We start from the raw sequence: 18,245 nt of genomic DNA, 5'->3' as shown, positions 1-18,245 counted from the left end.
CCCTATGATGATGTTCTTTCGTTCTGCATTTCGCCGCCGCGGTGCTACGTCTGCCGGCACTGGTCAGCACTGCTTGTTTGGGCGCACGGCTGGGGTAGTGCTGCTGGTGCTGGCGCTGGTAGGCCCTGCCAAGCCCGCCGCCGCCAAGCCACCCAAAACCACTGCCTACCTGTTTGCCTACTTCACCGGCAATAAAAAGGAGCAGGAGGCCATTCGCTTCGCGCTCAGCGAGGATGGCTACCACTACACGGCCCTCAACGGCAACCGGCCCATCGTCAGCTCGGCGGCCATTAGCGAAACCGGGGGCGTGCGCGACCCGCACATTCTGCGCGGCCACGACGGCAAAACCTTTTATATGGTGGCAACCGACATGGTGTCGGCCAAGGGCTGGAGCAGCAACCGGGGCATGGTGCTGCTGAAGTCTACGGACCTGATCAACTGGAAATCCAGCGCCATCAACTTTCAGAAACGCTACCCCCACCAGGAAAACCTGAAGCGGGTGTGGGCGCCGCAAACCATCTACGACGCCAAGGCCAGGAAGTACATGGTGTACTTCTCCCTGCAATACGGCTCGGAGCCCGATAAAATCTATTACGCCTACGCCAACAAGGACTTCACGGACCTGGAAGGTGAGCCCAAGCAGCTGTTCTTCTCGCCCACCAACGGCTCCTGCATCGACGGCGACATTGCGGAGAAGGACGGCAAATACTACCTCTTTTTCAAGACCGAGGGCCAGGGCAACGGCATCAAGATAGCCGCGTCGGACAAGCTGACGGAGGGCTACAAGCAGCGCGACCCCTACGTGCAGCAAACCACCGAGGCCGTGGAGGGCGCGGGTACCTTCAAGCTCAACAACAGCAACGACTACATCCTGATGTACGACGTGTACGGCAAGGGCCGCTACCAATTCACGCGCACGTCGGATTTTGAGCATTTCAAGGTGATTGACGACGAGGTGAAGATGAACTTTCACCCCCGCCACGGCACCGTGCTACCCATCACGGCCGCGGAAGCCACCCGCCTGGCCACCCGCTGGCTGACCCCCGCCGACCTATTTGGTACGGCCCAGAACAAAGCCATCCGGCAGCAGAACACCGTGGTTGACAGCGCGGCCGCCAAGGTGGCCTACCTGGCCCTACCCGGCACCAGCCTGCAACAGTTCGACCCCCAGCTCACGGCGTTTGGACTGACGGTGAAGCCCAGCGGCCCGCAGAACTTCGCCAAGGGCCCCGTGACCTACACGGTAGGGCAGGGCCCTTACGCGGTGTCCGTGACTGAAACGCACAACCCGGCCCTGAACGGCTACTACGCCGACCCAGCCATTTTGCACTCCGAGAAAACCGGCAAGTTCTATATCTACCCTACCTCCGACGGGTTTACGGGCTGGTCGGGCACCTACTTCAAAACGTTTTCCTCGCCCGATTTGGTGAATTGGAAGGACGAAGGCGTGATTCTGGACCTGAACCGCGACGTGAGCTGGGAAAAGAAAAACGCCTGGGCACCCTGCATCATCGAGCAGAAAACCGCCACCGGCTACCGCTACGCCTACTACTTCTGCGCGGGCGCCAAAATTGGGGTGGCGTTGTCGGACAGTCCTACGGGCCCGTTCAAGGACACCGGCAAGCCGCTCATCGACCAGCGCCCCGAGGGCGTGAAGGGCGGCCAGCAGATTGACCCCGCCGTGTTCAAAGACCCGCAGAGCGGCAAGCTCTACCTGTACTGGGGCAACGGCTACATGGCCGGCGCCGAGCTGAACGACGACCTGGTGAGCCTGAAACCCGGCACCACCCAAGTGATGACGCCTGACCGGACGTTCCGCGAGGGCGCCCATGTGTTTTTCCGCAACGGCACCTACTACTTTATGTGGAGCGAGGACGACACCCGCTCGCCCAACTACCAGGTGCGCTACGGCACCTCCACCACGCCGCTGGGCAAGATTACGGTGCCCGCCAACAACCTGGTCATCACCAAAGACCCCGCGCAGGGCATCTACGGCACCGGCCACAACAGCACCATCCAGGTGCCCGGCCGCGACGAGTGGTACCTAGTGTACCACCGCTTTACCTACCCCAAGGGCATCAAGATGGGCGAGTCGGCCGGCTACAACCGCGAGGTGTGCATCGATAAGATGGAGTTTAATGCTGATGGCAGCATCAAGCCCGTGGTGCCTACTCATGCCGGTATTCAGCCGGTGCAGCGGTGACCCCACCCCCGGCCCCTCCCCTCCGGGAGAGGGGTGCGTTCTGACGAGCCGTTTTGGTGTCGTGTGGCACCCCTCTCCCGGAGGGGAGGGGCCGGGGGTGGGGTGCACGGCCCACCGATGGTAGCAACACCTATACCAAGAGAAACGATAATGAAAGCTACTATACGCCTGATAATAAGCAGCTTGCTACTACTGCCATTCGCCGCGCAGGCGCAGCAAGTCAAAAAGCCAGTTATCCGGCAGAACGTGCCGTTGGATTCCATCCGGCTGAGTGACCCATTCATCCTGGCCGATGCGAAAACCAAGCAGTACTACATGACCGGCACCGGCGGCCTGCTCTGGAAAAGCCCCGATATGAAGCGGTGGTCGGGGCCCTACCCGGTGGCCCGGCCCGACCCTGCCTCCTGGATGGGGCCGAACCCGATGATCTGGGCTGCGGAGATTCAGCCCTACCAGGGCAAATATTACTACTTCGCCACCTTCACCAACCGGGCCGTGACGATTGACACGGTGCAGGGCACGCCCATTGAGCGCCGGGCCTGCCATGTGCTGGTCAGCAACCGGCCCGATGGCCCCTACGTGCCCGTGTCCGGCGGCGACGCCACCTACCTGCCCGCCAACAAGCCTACCCTCGACGCCACGCTGTGGGTAGACAAGGACAAAAAGCCCTACATGGTGTACTGCCACGAATGGCTGCAAAACCAGAATGGCACCATTGAAAAGATACTGCTGAAGCCCGACCTGAGCGGTACGGTAGGGGAGAGCAAGGTGCTGTTTCGGGCCAGCGACTCGCCCTGGAGCCGCGAGAATCCGCGCTCCGGCCCGGCGCGCCCCAACAAAGTAACCGATGGCCCCTACCTGTTTCGCACCGGCACCGGCCGCCTGGGCATGATCTGGACCAGCTGGATCTACGACGTGTACACGCAGGGCGTGGCCTACTCCACCAGCGGCACCCTCGATGGCCCCTGGGTGCAGGAAAAAGACCCCATTACCCCGCCCAACTACGGCCACGGCATGCTGTTTCGCACGCTGGATGGCAAGCTGCTGATGGCCGCGCACAGCCACCAGGATATCAACGGCCGCTACCACCGCGTGCCGCACCTGTTTTCGGTGGATGTATCGGGCAACAAGCTGGTGCTGGGCAAGCCCTACCAGCCGTAAAGGTCGCCTGCCGGCCCGACGCCTACGGCGTCGGGCCGGCAGGCGGCAACTATTTTCTACAAATTCCCTCTTTCACTCCATGACCCGCCTCCCTGCCTACCTGCTCGGCGCCACCCTGCTGCTGGGACTGCCTACCGCCTGCACTACTTCCCAAACGGCTGCCACCTCCTACACGCAGCCGAAAAAGCCCCAGGAGATACTGACCCTCATCACGAAGGTGAATGACCACTGGCAGGCCACGCACCCGCCGCAGGAACGGGCGTTTTGGGACGTGGCGGCCTACCACACCGGTAACATGGCGGCCTACGCCGTCACCAACAACGACAAATACCGCCAGTATTCCGAAATGTGGGCCGAGCACAACAACTGGAAGGGCGCCACCTCCGACGACCGCGCCACCTGGAAATATAAGTATGGCGAAACGCCCGACCACGTGCTGTTTGGCGACTGGCAGATCTGCTTTCAAACCTACGCCGACCTCTACAAGCTACAGCCCAAACCCCAGCGTATTGCGCGGGCTAAAGAGGTGATGGAGTACGAAATGAGCACCCCTCAGAACGACTACTGGTGGTGGGCCGATGGCCTCTACATGGTGATGCCCGTGATGACCAAGCTCTATACCATCACCAACAAACCGCAGTACCTGAGCAAGTTGCACGAGTACTTCAGCTACGCCAACAGCATCATGTACGACCCCGAAACCGGCCTGTACTACCGCGACGCCAAGTACGTGTACCCCCAGCACAAATCGGCGAACGGCAAAAAGGACTTCTGGGCGCGCGGCGACGGCTGGGTGTTTGCCGGCCTGGCCCGCGTGCTGCAAGACCTACCCCAAAACGACCCGCACCGCGACGAGTACGTGGCTAAATACCGCGGCCTGGCCGCCGCCCTCAAACAGGCCCAGCAGCCCGAAGGCTACTGGACGCGCAGCCTTCTGGACCCCGCGCACGCCCCCGGCCCCGAAACCAGCGGCACGGCCTTCAATACCTTTGCCTACCTCTGGGGCATTAACCACGGCGTGCTGGACCGCAAGGAATACCTACCTACCGTTATGCGCGGCTGGCAGTACCTCACCACCACCGCCCTGCAACCCGACGGTGCCATTGGCTACGTGCAACCCATCGGCGAGAAAGCCATTCCCGGCCAGGTGGTAGACAAGAACTCTACGTCCAACTTTGGGGTAGGAGCTTTCCTGCTGGCGGCCAGCGAGATGGTTCGGTATGCCGGCAAACGGTAGTTTGAGGGGAGGCGCCCACCAGAGCAACTCTATCTTGCCAGTTATAAAGACTATCCTAACGTTCCACCAAATGTCCGTTACTTACCTCCGTGCCTTCACGCACTTCTTACCTTTCCTCGGTTTGCTCAGCCTAGCCACTGCCGCCCAGGCCGCCAAACCCATCCGCGTAGCCAGTCCCGACGGCGCCGTGCAAGTAACCGTGGACGTGACCAGCCAGGGCCAGCCTACCTACGCCGTGCGCTACCGCAGCGCCGAGGTGCTGCGGCCCTCGCGCCTGGGCCTACAGCTCGCCGGCGCTGACCTGAGCCAGGGCCTGAAGCTGAAAAAAGCCGATAAGGTAGAAGCCGTGACCGACGACTACCAACTGGCCACCGACAAGCGCGCTAATTGCCGCTACCGGGCCAACCGGCGCGTGGTGCACTTCGCGGGCCGGGCGGGCGCCCCGCAGCTGAGCGTGGTGTTTCAGGTGTCGAATGATGGTGTAGCGTTTCAGTATGTGGTGGAAGGCACCAGCCAGGAGGTGCAGCGCATCACCGCCGAAAACACCACCTTTCACCTGCCGACCAGCGCCAAAGGGTGGCTGCACCCGCACGCCAAGGCCCAGACGGGCTTTGCCAACACCCAGCCCTCATACGAGGAAAATTACCAGCGCGGCATAGCGGCCGGCACGCCCTCTACCATTGGGCAGGGGTGGTCGTTTCCGGCCTTGTTTGAGACGAACGGGCACTGGGTGCTGCTCACGGAAGCCGGCATGGGCCGCACCTACGCCGGCGCCCACCTCGCCCACGAGTCGCCCGACGCGGAGTACCACGTTGCTTTCCCGCAGCCACCCGAGAAAACCACCCCCGATGCGGCCCTGCTGCCCGAAGGCCGCCTACCCTGGCGCACGCCTTGGCGCGTGGTGGTGGTGGGCAACTCGCTGGCGCCCATCGTCGAATCGACCCTGACCACGGACGTGAGTGCGCCCGCCCAAACGCCGGTGCTCACCGACGCGCCCGGCAAGTCGTCGTGGTCGTGGGTGCTGCTGGGCGACAGCAAAACCACCTACGACGTGCAGCGCCGCTTCATCGACTACGCCGCCGAAATGGGCTGGCGCTACTGCCTGGTAGATGCCTTGTGGGACACGCAAATCGGCTACGACAAGATGCGGGAGCTGGCCCAGTATGCGCGCTCCAAAAACGTGGGGCTGCTGGTGTGGTACAACTCCAACGGCCACTGGAACCAGGCCCCCCAGACGCCCACCAACGTATTGTTTGAGCCCGAAAGCCGCCGCAAGGAGTTTGCCCGCATCAAGCAAATGGGCGTGGCCGGCGTGAAAATCGACTTTTTTGGGGGCGATGGGCAGTCGTTTATGAACTACTACCAGGACATCCTGGAAGACGCCCACAAAGCCGGTCTGCTTGTGAACTTCCACGGCACTACCATCCCGCGGGGCTGGAACCGCACCTACCCCAACCTGATGACCATGGAGGCCGTGAAGGGCTTTGAGTTTCTGACCTTCGACCAGCGCAACACCGACCAGGAGCCGACCCACTGCGCCATCCTACCCTTCACCCGCAACGCGGTGGGTCCCATGGATTTCACGCCCATGGCCTTTTCGGAAATCCGCGGCAAGGAGCGGCGCACCTCCAATGCCTTCGAGCTGGCGCTGTCGGTGCTGTTTCAGTCGGGTATTCAGCACTACGCCGAAACGCCCGAGGGCATGGCCGCGCAGCCCGACTACGTGCAAGGCTTCCTGAAAAAGATGCCCCCGCGCTGGGCCGACGTGCGCTTCGTGGAGGGCTACCCCGGCCAGCACGTGGTGCTGGCCCGCCAGACCCCCGATGGCCGCTGGTACTTGGCCGGCATCAACGCCACCGACGCGCCCAAAACCGTGCAACTCGACCTGAGCAAGCTGGGTCTGTCTCAGGGCACGCTCATCACCGATGGCGCCACCAACCGCAGCTTCAGTACCCGGCCGGTATCGGGCACTACCCTGAGCGTGACGCTGCCGGCGCGCGGGGGCTTTGTGGTGGAACCGTAGGTCGTCCCACTTGTCCCAGGGCTGAAGCCCTGGGCTACGGAGCGGTTCTAAGTGCTATTCCGCTGATTAGCCCAGGGCTTCAGCCCTGGGGCAAGTGGGACGCCAAACCACAGGCCAGCATCGTGCAAGCGGCGCTACCGGATTCGGGGCAGAGCCCCTCAGGCGTAGGGCTCACTCGGCGCAGCCGAGCGAGTGCGAGAGCCGAGCGAGGGCGAGAGCAGCCGAGCGAGTGTAGTAGAACCATAGCCCTACCATAACCAAAACCACCCCTGCCCATGACCACTCCCGTACGCTGCGTTTGCGCGGCCATTTTGGCCGTTCTTACCCCCTTGCTCGCGCTGGGCCAGGCCGCGCCGGCTGGCAAGCCCATCAGCCCCGATTTGTTCGGTATCTTCTTCGAGGACATCAACTACGCGGCCGATGGCGGGCTGTACGCCGAGCTGGTGCAGAACCGCTCCTTCGAGTACGCCCCGAGCGACCATGAGGGCTGGAACTCACTCACGGCCTGGGAGTATTTGCACGAGGGCTACGCCATGGGCAGCGTATCGGTGGAAAGCGCGGCTCCGCTACACGCCAACAATCCGCACTACGCGACGCTGCGTGTGGAAAACCCGTTTCAGAAAGGGCTGGGGCTGAAAAACACCGGCTTCGACGGCATACCGGTGCGGGCAGGGGAGAAGTATAACTTCTCGATGTGGGGGCGGGTGAAATCGGGGGCAGCCGTGCCGCTGCTGGTGCAGCTGCGGGGCGCCAAAGACCAGGTGCTGGCCGAAACCACACTCTCGGCGCAGAAGGCGGACTGGCAGCAGTACAGCGCTACCCTCGCGCCCAGCACTACCGACGACAAGGCCACGCTGGTGGTACTGGTCACCGGCAAGGGCGTGATTGACCTTGATATGGTGTCGTTGTTTCCCGAAAACACGTTCCACCGCCATCCCAACGGTCTGCGGCCCGATTTGGCCCAGGCCATTGCCGACATCAAGCCCAAGTTTGTGCGCTTTCCGGGCGGCTGCCTGGCCCACGGCGACGGCCTGGACAACCTGTATGACTGGAAGAAAACCATCGGGCCAGTAGAGCAGCGCGTGGCCCAGCGCAACATCTGGAACTACCACCAAACGGCGGGGCTGGGCTACTTCGAGTACTTTCAGTTTTGCGAAGACATTGGGGCCAAGCCCCTACCCGTGGTGGCGGCCGGCGTAAGCTGCCAGAACTCGGGCGGCTCGTGGCGCATTGGGAGCGTTGGGCAGCAGGCCATTCCGATCAGCGAGATGGATGCCTACGTGCAGGACGTGCTCGACCTGATAGAGTGGGCCAACGGCCCCGTTACCTCGCCCTGGGGTGCCAAACGGGCCGCCGCCGGCCACCCCGCCCCCTTCAACCTGGAGTATGTGGGCATCGGCAACGAAGACAAGATTACCCCCGATTTTCGCAGTCGCTTCACCCTGCTCTACAACGCGGTGCACGCCAAGTACCCCAACCTGAAAATTGTGGGCACGGTAGGGCCCGGCCCCAAAGGCGAAGACTACGACCTGGGCTGGGCGCTGGCCAATCAGCTCGACGTGCCGCTCGTAGACGAGCATTACTACGAAAAACCAAAGTGGTTTTGGGCCAACAACCAGCGCTACGACAGCTACGACCGGGCTAAATCGAAGGTGTATCTGGGGGAGTATGCGTCGTGGGGCAACACCCTCTACAACGCCCTGGCCGAAGCCGCTTACATGACCAGCCTGGAGCGCAACGGCGACGTGGTGCAGCTGGCGTCCTACGCGCCGCTTCTGGCCAAGGAAGGCCACACGCAGTGGAACCCCGATATGATTTACTTCACCAACACCACCATTGTGCCCACGGTGAATTACTACGTGCAGCAGCTCTATGGCCACAACCAGGGCAATACCTACCATCAGGGGGTAGTCACGCTGCCTACCGGCGCGGCCGCCGATACCACCCTGGCCGCCTCCTGCGTGCGCGACGCCCAAACCGGCGACGTAATTCTGAAGCTGGTCAACGCCAGCCCCCAGGTCCAGACGTTCCCAATCAACCTGGCCTCTTTCAAAGGGCTGACCTCTGCCGCCACGCTGACCGTGCTATCGGGTGATAAAGACGCGAAAAACACCTTTGCCAATCCGCAAACGGTGCTGCCTAAGAAGTCGAGCTACAAAGCGGGCAAGTCGTTTGCCTACACGTCCCAACCCTATTCGATGGTCGTTATCCGGGTGCGGGGTAGGGGCGCTCGAAGGTAGGAATCGGAAAAAGAACGTCATGCTGAGCGGAGTCGAAGCATCTCGCGTGCTGATGTGGGATACTATCTGTCGTCAGCACGCGAGATGCTTCGACAAGCTCAGCATGACGTTCTTTTTCGTGTTTCCTTATTCGTGTTTCCTTAAATAGAAGCAGATCTACTGCGTAAGAAAATAGTTTGATAATCAATAGATTACCTATGGTTGCTAGCAGGGTCTAAAAGCCAGCCGCCGCTCCGTCCGACGAATATCACCCCGCCATTCTCCCAAAATGCCCCCGGTGGTGCCCCTGGCTACGGCGTAGGTTTGTAGTATGCATTTCTGAGGCGCCTTGTGCGGTACCAACCACACCGCTGATTGCCTCGCTTACCTCATCTAATCAATGCAAAACGTTCATTTTCTGACGGCTGCTTTGCTCCTAACCAGCGGCGCGGCCACGGCCCAAACCACCCCCAACGAGTGGGAAAACCCGCGGGTGTTTGAGCAGAACAAGGAGAAGCCCCACGCCAGCTTTATGGTGTACGACAAGGCCACCGACGTGGCCACCAACGACTACGCCCGCTCACCCTACTACCAGTCGCTGAACGGCCAGTGGAAGTTCAACTATGTGCCCCGCCCCGCCGAGCGCCCCACCACGTTCCAGCAGCCCGGCTTCGACGACAAGGGCTGGGCCAGCATTGCGGTGCCGTCGAACTGGGAGATGAAAGGCTTCGGCACGCCCATTTACACCAACATCACCTACCCGTTCCCCAAAAATCCGCCCTTCATTGGCGGGCCTAGCAACCCGGTGGGCAGCTACCGGCGCACCTTCACGGTGCCGGCCGCCTGGAAGGGTAGGGAAGTGCTGCTGAACTTCGGCTCCATCTCGGGCTATGCGGTGGTGTATGTGAACGGGCAGCGCGTGGGCATGAGCAAGGTGGCGAAGTCGCCGGCCGAGTTTGATATTACCAAGTACCTGAAAGAGGGCGAAAACACGCTGGCCGTTCAGGTAACGCGCTGGCACGACGGCTCCTACCTCGAAGACCAGGATTTCTGGCGCCTCTCCGGCCTCGACCGCGACGTGTACCTCTACAGCCTACCCCAGCGCACCATCTGGGACTTCTTCACCCACGCCGACCTCGACCCGAGCTACAAAAACGGCCAGTTTTCGGCCGATGTCACGCTGCGCAACTTCGGCGGCACCAGCGGTACCCCGGCCCGACTCACGGCCGAAATTCTGGACAGCAACGGCAAAACCGTACTGCGCCAGCAGCAGCCCGTGGCCGCCGGCGCCGAAACGGTGAAGCTCAGCGGCACGGTGAAGAATGTGCGGCCGTGGTCGGCCGAGGTGCCTACCCTCTACCAGTGCCGCCTGACGCTGGAAGACGCGCAGGGCAAGCCCCTGGACGTGACGGGCTGCCAGGTAGGCTTCCGCAAAGTCGAAATCAAAAACGCCCAGCTGCTGGTGAACGGTCGCCCGGTGGAGGTGCACGGCGTGAACCGCCACGAGCTGGAGCCCACCACTGGCCGCGTGGTGACGGATGAGCTGATGCGCAAGGACCTGGCCCTGATGAAGCAGCACAACATCAATGCCGTGCGCACCTCCCACTACCCCAACGACGAGCGGTGGTACCGCCTCTGCGACGAGCTGGGCTTCTACCTGGTAGACGAGGCCAACATCGAAACCCACGGCATGGGCGCCGAGTGGCAGGGCCGCATCGACGAGAGCAAGCACCCGGCCTACCTACCCGAGTGGGCCCCCGCCCACCTCGACCGCATCACGCGGCTGGTAGAACGCGACAAAAACCACCCCTCCGTTATCATCTGGAGCATGGGCAACGAGTGCGGCAACGGCCCCGTGTTCTACGACGCCTACAAATGGATCAAGCAGCGCGACCCCTCGCGCCCGGTGCAGTTTGAGCAGGCCGGCGAAAACGAAGACACCGACATTGTGTGCCCCATGTACCCCGGCATGAACCACATGAAGGGCTACGCCACGGCCACCGACAAAAAGCGACCCTTCATCATGTGCGAATACTCGCACGCCATGGGCAACAGCAACGGTAACTTTCAGGAGTACTGGGACTTGATCCGTAGCTCGCCGCACATGCAGGGCGGTTTTATCTGGGACTGGGTAGACCAGGGCCTGCAAGCCCGCGCCGCCGACGGCCGCATTTTCTACGCCTACGGCGGCGACCTGGGCGGCCTGCTCCTGCAAAACGACGAGAACTTCTGCGCCAACGGCCTGATTGCCGCCGACCGCACCCCGCACCCCGGTCTGCTGGAGGTGAAGAAGGTGTATCAGGATATCCGCTTCTCCGCCGCCCAGCCCGCCAGCGGCCGCGTGACCGTGCTGAACGGCTTCTCCTTTAAAGACCTGAATGACTACAACTTCCGCTGGGAGCTGCTGCGCAACGGCACGGTGGCCAAAACCGGCACCTTTGCCGTGGGCAAGCTGGCGGCTGGCGAGAAGAAGGAGGTGAAGCTGGGCCTACCCGCGCTGAAAACCGAGCCCGGCACCGAGTACGTGCTGAACGTGTTTGCCACCACCAAAGCCGCCGCGCCGCTGCTACCCGCCGGCCACGAGGTAGCCCGCGAGCAGTTCGTATTGACGCCGGCCACCACCTACTTCGCCGCCGCCCCAGCCACCACCGGCACCCTGCAAGTGCAGCGCGACGGCGATAAGCTGACCTTTACCTCGGGCGACGTGCGCGGCGAGTTCAATACCAAGCAAGGTCGCCTCACCGACTACCGCCGCGGCGACCAGCGCACGCTGGGCAGCTTCCCCGAGCCCTACTTCTGGCGCGCCCCCACTGATAACGACTTCGGCAACGGCATGCCCCAGCAGCTGGGCGTGTGGCGCACGGCCCACGCCACCCGCACGGTGAAGAACGTAACCGTAGGCGAGCAATCGGCCGCCGGCCTACCCATCAAGGTAGACTATATGCTAACGACCGTGAGCGTGCCCTACACCGTGTCCTACCTCATCGGCCCCGATGGCGCCGTGCAGGTAACGGCTGCTATCGACATGACCGGTAAGGAGTTGCCCGAGCTGCCCCGCTTCGGGATGCGCTTGGAGCTGCCTGAGCGTTACAACCAGCTGCGCTACTACGGCCGCGGCCCCTGGGAAAACTACCAGGACCGCAACACGGCCACGTTCCTGGGCACCTACCAGGACTCGGTGGCCGGGCAGTTTGTGCCGGGCTATATCCGTCCCCAGGAAAACGGCTACCATACCGACGTGCGCTGGTTCTCGCTCACCGATGCCGCCGGCCAGGGTCTGCGCGTGGAGGGTCAGCAACCCCTGAGCTTCAGCGCCCTACCCTACCGCGCCGAGGACCTCGACCCCGGCCTCACCAAGAAGCAGCAACACCCCACCGACCTGCCGCCCCACAAACAAACCTACCTCCACCTCGACCTGAAACAGCGCGGTGTGGGCGGCGACAACAGTTGGGGCGCCCTGCCCCACGAGCCCTACCGCCTGCTGGACAAGAAGTACAGCTACACCTACACGCTGCGGTTGGTGGATGGCAAGCAGCCGCAGATGTAACGTACGAAGTAGAGACACAATATTTTTGTCTAGTCTTTGAACGATTGATAGCCCTATCGTTGGATTAAATAACCTCAGCAACGACCAGACACAAAATGTTGTGTCTCTACTTCGGGCGCTGCCGCAAGAACGGCCGTATGTTGTTCGGTAGAAATGCTTTTCTTAGACGAATAATCTACTGTATTCGTCTAAAAAACAATGTTATGCACTATCTGCCACTCACGTTTCTGCTGCTTATGTGTCTGCTCACTGGTCAACCAGGATGGGCACAACGAACACCTGCTGCGCCGCGTGTTCCGGCTATGCAGCCAGCCGCTCCAATAATTCAGCAGACTGCTTCCTCAGATACAGCAACGCAAAAGCCAGTAGCACTGGCTAAACGGCCGAAGTACCCAATTGCGAAGCCACTGGTTATTTTGAATTCGACGTCAATAATAAACTGGCAGTTGATGGATGTAAATCCTGATGACATTGAGGATGTGATTATTTACAAGGGCTCAGATGCTCCTGCTCAATGGCGTAGCCTGACGGCTAATGGCATTATTAACATTACGCTGAAAAGGAGTAAGCAAGTCGAAATAAGAATTTTAAAGCTGATTGACATTGGCCAGCAGCTGCTATTGTCAGGCCCAATTAGTTATTCAGTGAATGGGATGCCGGTGGCGGAAACCAACTTACAGATTGCTAACACTGCCATCAGTAGCATCAAAATAACGCATGCCACCTCATCCAATACCACTACATCGGTTGAAATTCAAACGGCTGTGATGGAGATTGAAATGTTGCCGCCGGCGCCACCCGGTACCATTAGGATTCGAGGTGTGGCATCTCATTGAAATTATTCTCTCTAGTGCTAATTCTTCGGGTTTTTGTTTGCTTGCTGCTGGGCGGCACTGCTTTATTTGCTACGCCAGCCCCCGCCCAAACACCCATAGGGCTGGGCTGGGCCAAAAACAACGTGAACGGGGCCGTGTTCCGCAAGAACTCCGTGGTGACGCACGGCAAGGAACAGTACACCGCCTACTACGACTCCCTGGGCTACGTGGTGCTGGCCAAGCGCCGCCTACCCCGCGGTCCATGGCAGGTGCAGCGCACCCAGTACCAGGGCAAGGTGCAGGACGCCCATAATATTATCAGCATCATGGTGGATGGGCGCGGCTACCTGCATTGCTCCTTCGACCACCACGGTAACCCCCTGCACTACTGTCGTAGCAAAGCCCCCGGCTCGTTAGAGATGAGCGAGTTGCTGCCCATGACCGGCGACCGGGAAAAGAACGTGACCTACCCCGAGTTTCACCACTTCCCCTCCGGCGACTTGCTGTTTCTGTACCGCGACGGCAGCTCCGGCAACGGCAATCTGGCCCTGAACTACTACGCCGCTAAAACCCAGCAGTGGCGCCGCCTGCATGATGTGTTGATTGATGGGGAAGGCCAGCGGAATGCCTACTGGCAGGCCTGCATCGACCCGAAAGGCACCATCCATCTGTCGTGGGTGTGGCGGGAAAGCCCCAATGTGGCCAGCAACCACGATATGGCCTACGCCCGCTCACTCGACGGCGGCAAAACCTGGCAAAAAAGCACCGGCGAAGCCTACCGCCTACCCATCACCCAGGCCACGGCCGAGTATGCGGCCCGCATCCCGCAAAACAGCGAGCTGATCAACCAAACCACCATCACCACCGACGCGGCCGGCACGCCCTATATAGCTACCTACTGGCGGCCACAGGATACGCAAGTGCCGCAGTATCAGTTAATTTATATAAATGGTAACACCTGGAAAACCCAGCAGATCAGCCAGCGCACTATGCCCTTCAGCCTGAGCGGGGTAGGGACCAAGAAGATTCCGATTTCGCGGCCGCAGCTGCTGGTCGAAACCCGCAAGGGCCGCACGGCTGCCTACCTTGTGTTCCGCGACGTGGAGCGCCAAGATCGCGCCTCCGTGGCCGCCTGCCCCGACCTCACGCAAAATCAGTGGGCCGTGACAGACCTGACCACCACCAGCGTGGGCAACTGGGAGCCCAGCTACGACACCGAGCTGTGGCAGCGCCGCCACGTGCTGCATCTCTTCGTGCAGCGCACCGGCCAGGGCGACGGCGAAACCCTGGAAAACCTACCCCCGCAGCCAGTCTATATACAGGAGTGGGCGCCGGGAGAAACTTCTGCGCAGCCAGCTACCACGTCGTGGTCGTTAGGTACCGCGGCGCCTACCCCGGCAGCTACGCAAGACGGCTGGCGGCTGGTGTGGGCCGATGAGTTCGACCAACCCGGCCGCCCTAATCCGCAGAACTGGCAGTTTGAAAACGGCTTTGTGCGCAACCACGAGCTGCAATGGTATCAGTCCGACAACGCCCGCGTGGAAAACGGGATGCTCGTTATTGAAGCGCGCCAGGAGAATCGGCCCAACCCTACCTACGAGCCTGGTAGCACCGACTGGAAAACCAGCCGCACGACCATCGACTACACCTCGGCTAGTCTAAACACCCAGGGCCGGCATCAGTGGCAGTACGGCCGCTTCGAGATGCGGGGCCGTATTGATGCCCGCTCCGGTCTGTGGCCCGCGTTCTGGACGCTAGGCGTGGCCGGCGAGTGGCCCGCCAACGGCGAAATCGACATCATGGAGTATTACAAAGGGAAGATTATGGCCAACGTCGCCTCCGGTACCGACAAGCGCTACACCGCCAAGTGGCACAGCGAAACCAAGTCGGTCAGCTCCTTCGCCGACCCCGACTGGGCCCAGAAATTTCACATCTGGCGCATGGACTGGGATGCCACCGCCATCCGCCTCTACGTAGACGACTTGCTGCTCAACGAAACGCCCCTCACGGCCACCGTGAACCAAGACGGCACCGGCCGCAACCCCATGATGCAGCCGCACTACATCCTACTCAACCTAGCCCTGGGCGGCGACAACGGCGGCCCGCTGGAAGGCACTGCCCTACCCAGCCGCTACGAGGTAGATTATGTGCGCGTTTATCAGCGGTAGAGGGTAAGCAAAATTGACGCAGTGTGGCTGCTATGCGGCCGTGTGGTAGCGGAGATTAAACAAGAAGTGCCTGTTTGAGAAAGGTGAATACCACCCTTCCCCGTGTGAGTAAGTTTCTGAGCTGCAACTACACGGAGATTTTCCAGTGCTAGCGTTCTGCTCGAGATTGAAGACCCGACGAAGCCCTCCGCGCCCACGCTCCACCTCCACAGGAGGCTACCTTAAGAGGCTTAATAACCACGTTCCAGAGCAATAAGGGGGAATACCTACCTGGGCTTTCAGGACTTCGCGCAGTTGGAGCGCAATTACGGCCAGGAGGCAGCCTACACCATCAAGACCACGGCGGGCAATGTGTTCAGCGGACAGGTAGCGAGCAACAATAGCGCGTGACTGAGCGAGTAAATCGGCAAAATCCTACAGCAGCGCCCGCGCCTGAGCATCTCTCTCGTTGCGATATCACTTCGTATCTTGATGTGCCTAACCTGTCGTTGTATCGCCGTGTCCGATTTTTTGCCTCCTGATTCATTCCCGGCAATTCCGGCCGCTGCCTTACAGACTATGTTTGAGCAGACCCCGGCCGCCATCTGCCTGCTCCGCGGGCCAGCGCACCACGTTACGTACTATAATCCAGCCTGTCAAGCGCTGTTTCCGGGCCGCGACCTGCACGGCCAGCCCGCGGCCCAGGTGCTGCCCGAAGCCGCGGCCAACGGTTTTGTGGCGCTGCTTGATCGGGTGTACCGCACCGGCCAGCCGTGTACCAGCCTAGAGGTGCCTCTGGTCGTCAACCTGCACAATGGCCAGCCGCCCCGGCCGCTATTCTTCAACTTCACCTACAACGCCTACCGCGAAGCCGGTCAGCTCACCGGGGTGTTGGTCTTCGCTTATGATGTGACAGAGCAGGTGCTGAGCCGGCAGGCGGCCGAGCGCCAGCGCCAATTGCTGCACCAGCTCTACGAGGAAGCGCCCGTGCCCATTGCCGTACTGGATGGCCCCACGTGGGTGTACGAACTCGTGAATCCGGCCTACCAGCGCGTGTTTCCTGGCCGGGTGCTACTGGGCCGCCCCTTGCTCGAAGCACTGCCGGAAGTGGCCGACTCGCCCATGCCCGCCATTCTGGCGCAGGTCTACCGCACGGGAGAGCCTTATTCGGCCCAGGAAATGCCGCTGAACCTGGCGCGCTACGACGACGCGGCGCCGGAAGTCATTTACGGCTCCTTCACCTGCCAAGCCCGCCGCAATACACAAGGCGAGGTAGACGGGCTGGTGTTTTTTGCAACCGACGTTAGTGAGCAGGTGCGGGCCCGCCAGCAGGCCCAGCAAAGCGAGGCCCGCTTCCGGCACCTAACCGAAACCACGCCCTTGGTGGTGTGGGAAGCCGATGCCCAAGGCCACACCACTTACTTAAGTCCGCACTGGGAGCAGTTTGGCCACCCGAGCGCCGACGGTGGGGGCGGCTGGTTGCAGGCAGTGCACCCCGACGATAGGCAGCCCACGCTGGACGCTTGGCAAACGGCGGTACACCGGGGCCAGCCCTTCCAGGCCGAGCTGCGCCTGCGCGAGGCGGCCACCGGCACCTACCGCTGGCACTTAGACCGGGCCGTGCCCGTGCGCGATGCCGAGGGGCAGGTGGTGCAGTGGGTAGGCGCCGCCAGCGACATCCACGAGCTCAAACACCTGCAACAAACCTTGCTCGAAAGCGAGCAGTACTTCCGCAACATGGCCGACCACGTGCCGGCCATTTTATGGGTCACCGATCCTACCGGCTCGTGTACCTACCTCAACCGGCCCTGGTATGACTACACCGGCCAGACCGAGCGCGAGGCCCTGGGCTTTGGCTGGCTCAATGCTGTGCACCCCGAGGACGCCGCCGCCACCGAAACCGCATTTCGGGATGCCAACGCCCGCCAGAGCGACTTTCGGGTGATATACCGGCTGCGGCGCCCCAACGGGCACTACCGCTGGGCCATCGACGCGGCCACCCCGCGCTTCGATGCCCAGGGCCACTTTGCCGGTATGGTGGGCGTGGTGCTCGATGTGCACGAGCAGCAAACCGTTGAGCACGCACGGCAGCAGCTCACCGCCGAGCTGCGCCTGGCCCGCGACGAAGCGCAGGCCCTAAACCAGGAGCTGCGGACGGCCAACCAGCAGCTGGTGCGCACCAACCTGGACCTGGACAACTTTGTGTACGCGGCCTCGCACGACCTGAAGCAGCCCGTGCACAACCTGGGCGGCCTGCTCGACGAACTGCTGCGCAGCGTCCAAATCATCGATTCGGCGGAGGAGCTGGTGCTGCTGCCCCTGATCCGGCAGGCGCTGCAACAGCTTAGCCTCACCATCGACGATCTGGCTGCCTTGGGCCAGGCGCAGCAGGCCAGTGCCGGACCAGCCGAACCCGTGCCGCTGGCCGAGCTGACGGCGGAAGTGCTGCGCACCCTGGAGCCGCAGGCCCACGCCGCCCGGGCCCACGTTACCACGAACTTTACCGCTTGCCCTACCTTGGCCTTCCCCCGCGCCAACCTGCGCACGGTGCTACTAAACTTGGTGAGCAATGCCCTGAAGTATGCCCACCCAGACCGCCCGGCCCGCATCCATATCGAAATGCGCCGGAGTGACGACCAGGCAGTACTGGTGGTGCAAGACAATGGGTTGGGCTTCGATGCCGAGAAGTACGGCGCCGAGCTGTTTCACCTGTTTCGCCGCCTGCACGGGCACACGGCCGGCTCCGGCGTGGGCCTGTACTTAGTGCACCGCATTGTGCAGGCTGCCGGCGGGCGCATCGAGGTGGAAAGCCAGGAAGGCCAGGGGGCTACCTTCCGGCTCTGGCTGGGTGGGGGCGAAGCTGAAGGCGAATGAAGGACGGAGGACCTGTGAA

At 61.8% G+C, this 18,245-nt stretch carries 10 protein-coding genes and 1 pseudogene; all 11 read left to right on the top strand.

Annotated elements, in window-relative coordinates; genetic code table 11:
- Window positions 1-4 precede the first annotated feature (4 nt).
- The 11 genes and pseudogenes from H8B15_RS21015 (at window position 5) to H8B15_RS09295 (ending at window position 18,226) form a co-directional block, all read left to right on the top strand.
- A complete protein-coding gene (locus H8B15_RS21015; RefSeq protein WP_246455366.1) occupies window positions 5-2,203 on the top strand; it encodes a glycoside hydrolase family 43 protein in 2,199 nt (732 codons plus the stop codon).
- 150 nt (window positions 2,204-2,353) lie between these two features.
- A complete protein-coding gene (locus tag H8B15_RS09340; RefSeq protein ID WP_216859116.1) occupies window positions 2,354-3,364 on the top strand; it encodes a glycoside hydrolase family 43 protein in 1,011 nt (336 codons plus the stop codon).
- A 79-nt stretch (window positions 3,365-3,443) separates the two neighbouring features.
- Window positions 3,444-4,601, top strand: coding sequence for a glycoside hydrolase family 88/105 protein (locus H8B15_RS09335; RefSeq protein ID WP_187319407.1), 1,158 nt, complete (start codon window positions 3,444-3,446; stop codon window positions 4,599-4,601).
- 70 nt (window positions 4,602-4,671) lie between these two features.
- Window positions 4,672-6,624 (top strand): glycoside hydrolase family 97 protein, encoded by a 1,953-nt coding sequence (locus H8B15_RS09330; protein ID WP_187319406.1) that lies wholly within the window; start codon window positions 4,672-4,674, stop codon window positions 6,622-6,624.
- A gap of 275 nt (window positions 6,625-6,899) precedes the next feature.
- On the top strand, window positions 6,900-8,864 hold the full coding sequence (locus H8B15_RS09325; protein ID WP_187319405.1) for an alpha-L-arabinofuranosidase C-terminal domain-containing protein: 1,965 nt from the start codon (window positions 6,900-6,902) through the stop codon (window positions 8,862-8,864).
- Between the two features lie 379 nt (window positions 8,865-9,243).
- Window positions 9,244-12,390, top strand: a complete 3,147-nt coding sequence (lacZ, locus tag H8B15_RS09320; RefSeq protein WP_187319404.1) for a beta-galactosidase, LacZ type — start codon at window positions 9,244-9,246, stop codon at window positions 12,388-12,390.
- 236 nt (window positions 12,391-12,626) lie between these two features.
- Entirely contained in the window at window positions 12,627-13,226 is a 600-nt protein-coding gene (locus H8B15_RS09315) for a hypothetical protein (protein WP_187319403.1), read from the top strand.
- A 14-nt stretch (window positions 13,227-13,240) separates the two neighbouring features.
- A pseudogene (locus H8B15_RS21380) lies at window positions 13,241-14,176 on the top strand (BNR repeat-containing protein); the annotation flags it as partial.
- A gap of 345 nt (window positions 14,177-14,521) precedes the next feature.
- Window positions 14,522-15,373 (top strand): glycoside hydrolase family 16 protein, encoded by an 852-nt coding sequence (locus H8B15_RS21375; RefSeq protein WP_187319472.1) that lies wholly within the window; start codon window positions 14,522-14,524, stop codon window positions 15,371-15,373.
- Window positions 15,374-15,625: 252 nt separating this feature from the next.
- Window positions 15,626-15,763: a TraM recognition domain-containing protein gene (locus tag H8B15_RS21370; protein ID WP_425489794.1), complete on the top strand. Its 138-nt coding sequence runs from the start codon at window positions 15,626-15,628 to the stop codon at window positions 15,761-15,763.
- A 168-nt stretch (window positions 15,764-15,931) separates the two neighbouring features.
- Window positions 15,932-18,226 (top strand): PAS domain-containing sensor histidine kinase, encoded by a 2,295-nt coding sequence (locus H8B15_RS09295; protein ID WP_187319401.1) that lies wholly within the window; start codon window positions 15,932-15,934, stop codon window positions 18,224-18,226.
- Window positions 18,227-18,245 lie beyond the last annotated feature (19 nt).

The sequence above is a fragment of the Hymenobacter citatus genome (genome assembly GCF_014333615.1).
GTDB classification, from domain to species: domain Bacteria; phylum Bacteroidota; class Bacteroidia; order Cytophagales; family Hymenobacteraceae; genus Hymenobacter; species Hymenobacter citatus.
Note: the sequence above shows the minus strand (reverse complement) of the source record. Positions and strands in the feature narration are given on the sequence as shown.

Excerpts from the sequence above, each read along its gene's own strand:
- H8B15_RS21015 (WP_246455366.1), top strand. The coding sequence starts at position 5 with ATGATGATGTTCTTTCGTTCTGCATTTCGCCGCCGCGGTGCTACGTCT.
- H8B15_RS09340 (WP_216859116.1), top strand. The coding sequence starts at position 2,354 with ATGAAAGCTACTATACGCCTGATAATAAGCAGCTTGCTACTACTGCCA.
- H8B15_RS09335 (WP_187319407.1), top strand. The coding sequence starts at position 3,444 with ATGACCCGCCTCCCTGCCTACCTGCTCGGCGCCACCCTGCTGCTGGGA.
- H8B15_RS09330 (WP_187319406.1), top strand. The coding sequence starts at position 4,672 with ATGTCCGTTACTTACCTCCGTGCCTTCACGCACTTCTTACCTTTCCTC.
- H8B15_RS09325 (WP_187319405.1), top strand. The coding sequence starts at position 6,900 with ATGACCACTCCCGTACGCTGCGTTTGCGCGGCCATTTTGGCCGTTCTT.
- lacZ (WP_187319404.1), top strand. The coding sequence starts at position 9,244 with ATGCAAAACGTTCATTTTCTGACGGCTGCTTTGCTCCTAACCAGCGGC.
- H8B15_RS09315 (WP_187319403.1), top strand. The coding sequence starts at position 12,627 with ATGTGTCTGCTCACTGGTCAACCAGGATGGGCACAACGAACACCTGCT.
- H8B15_RS09295 (WP_187319401.1), top strand. The coding sequence starts at position 15,932 with ATGTTTGAGCAGACCCCGGCCGCCATCTGCCTGCTCCGCGGGCCAGCG.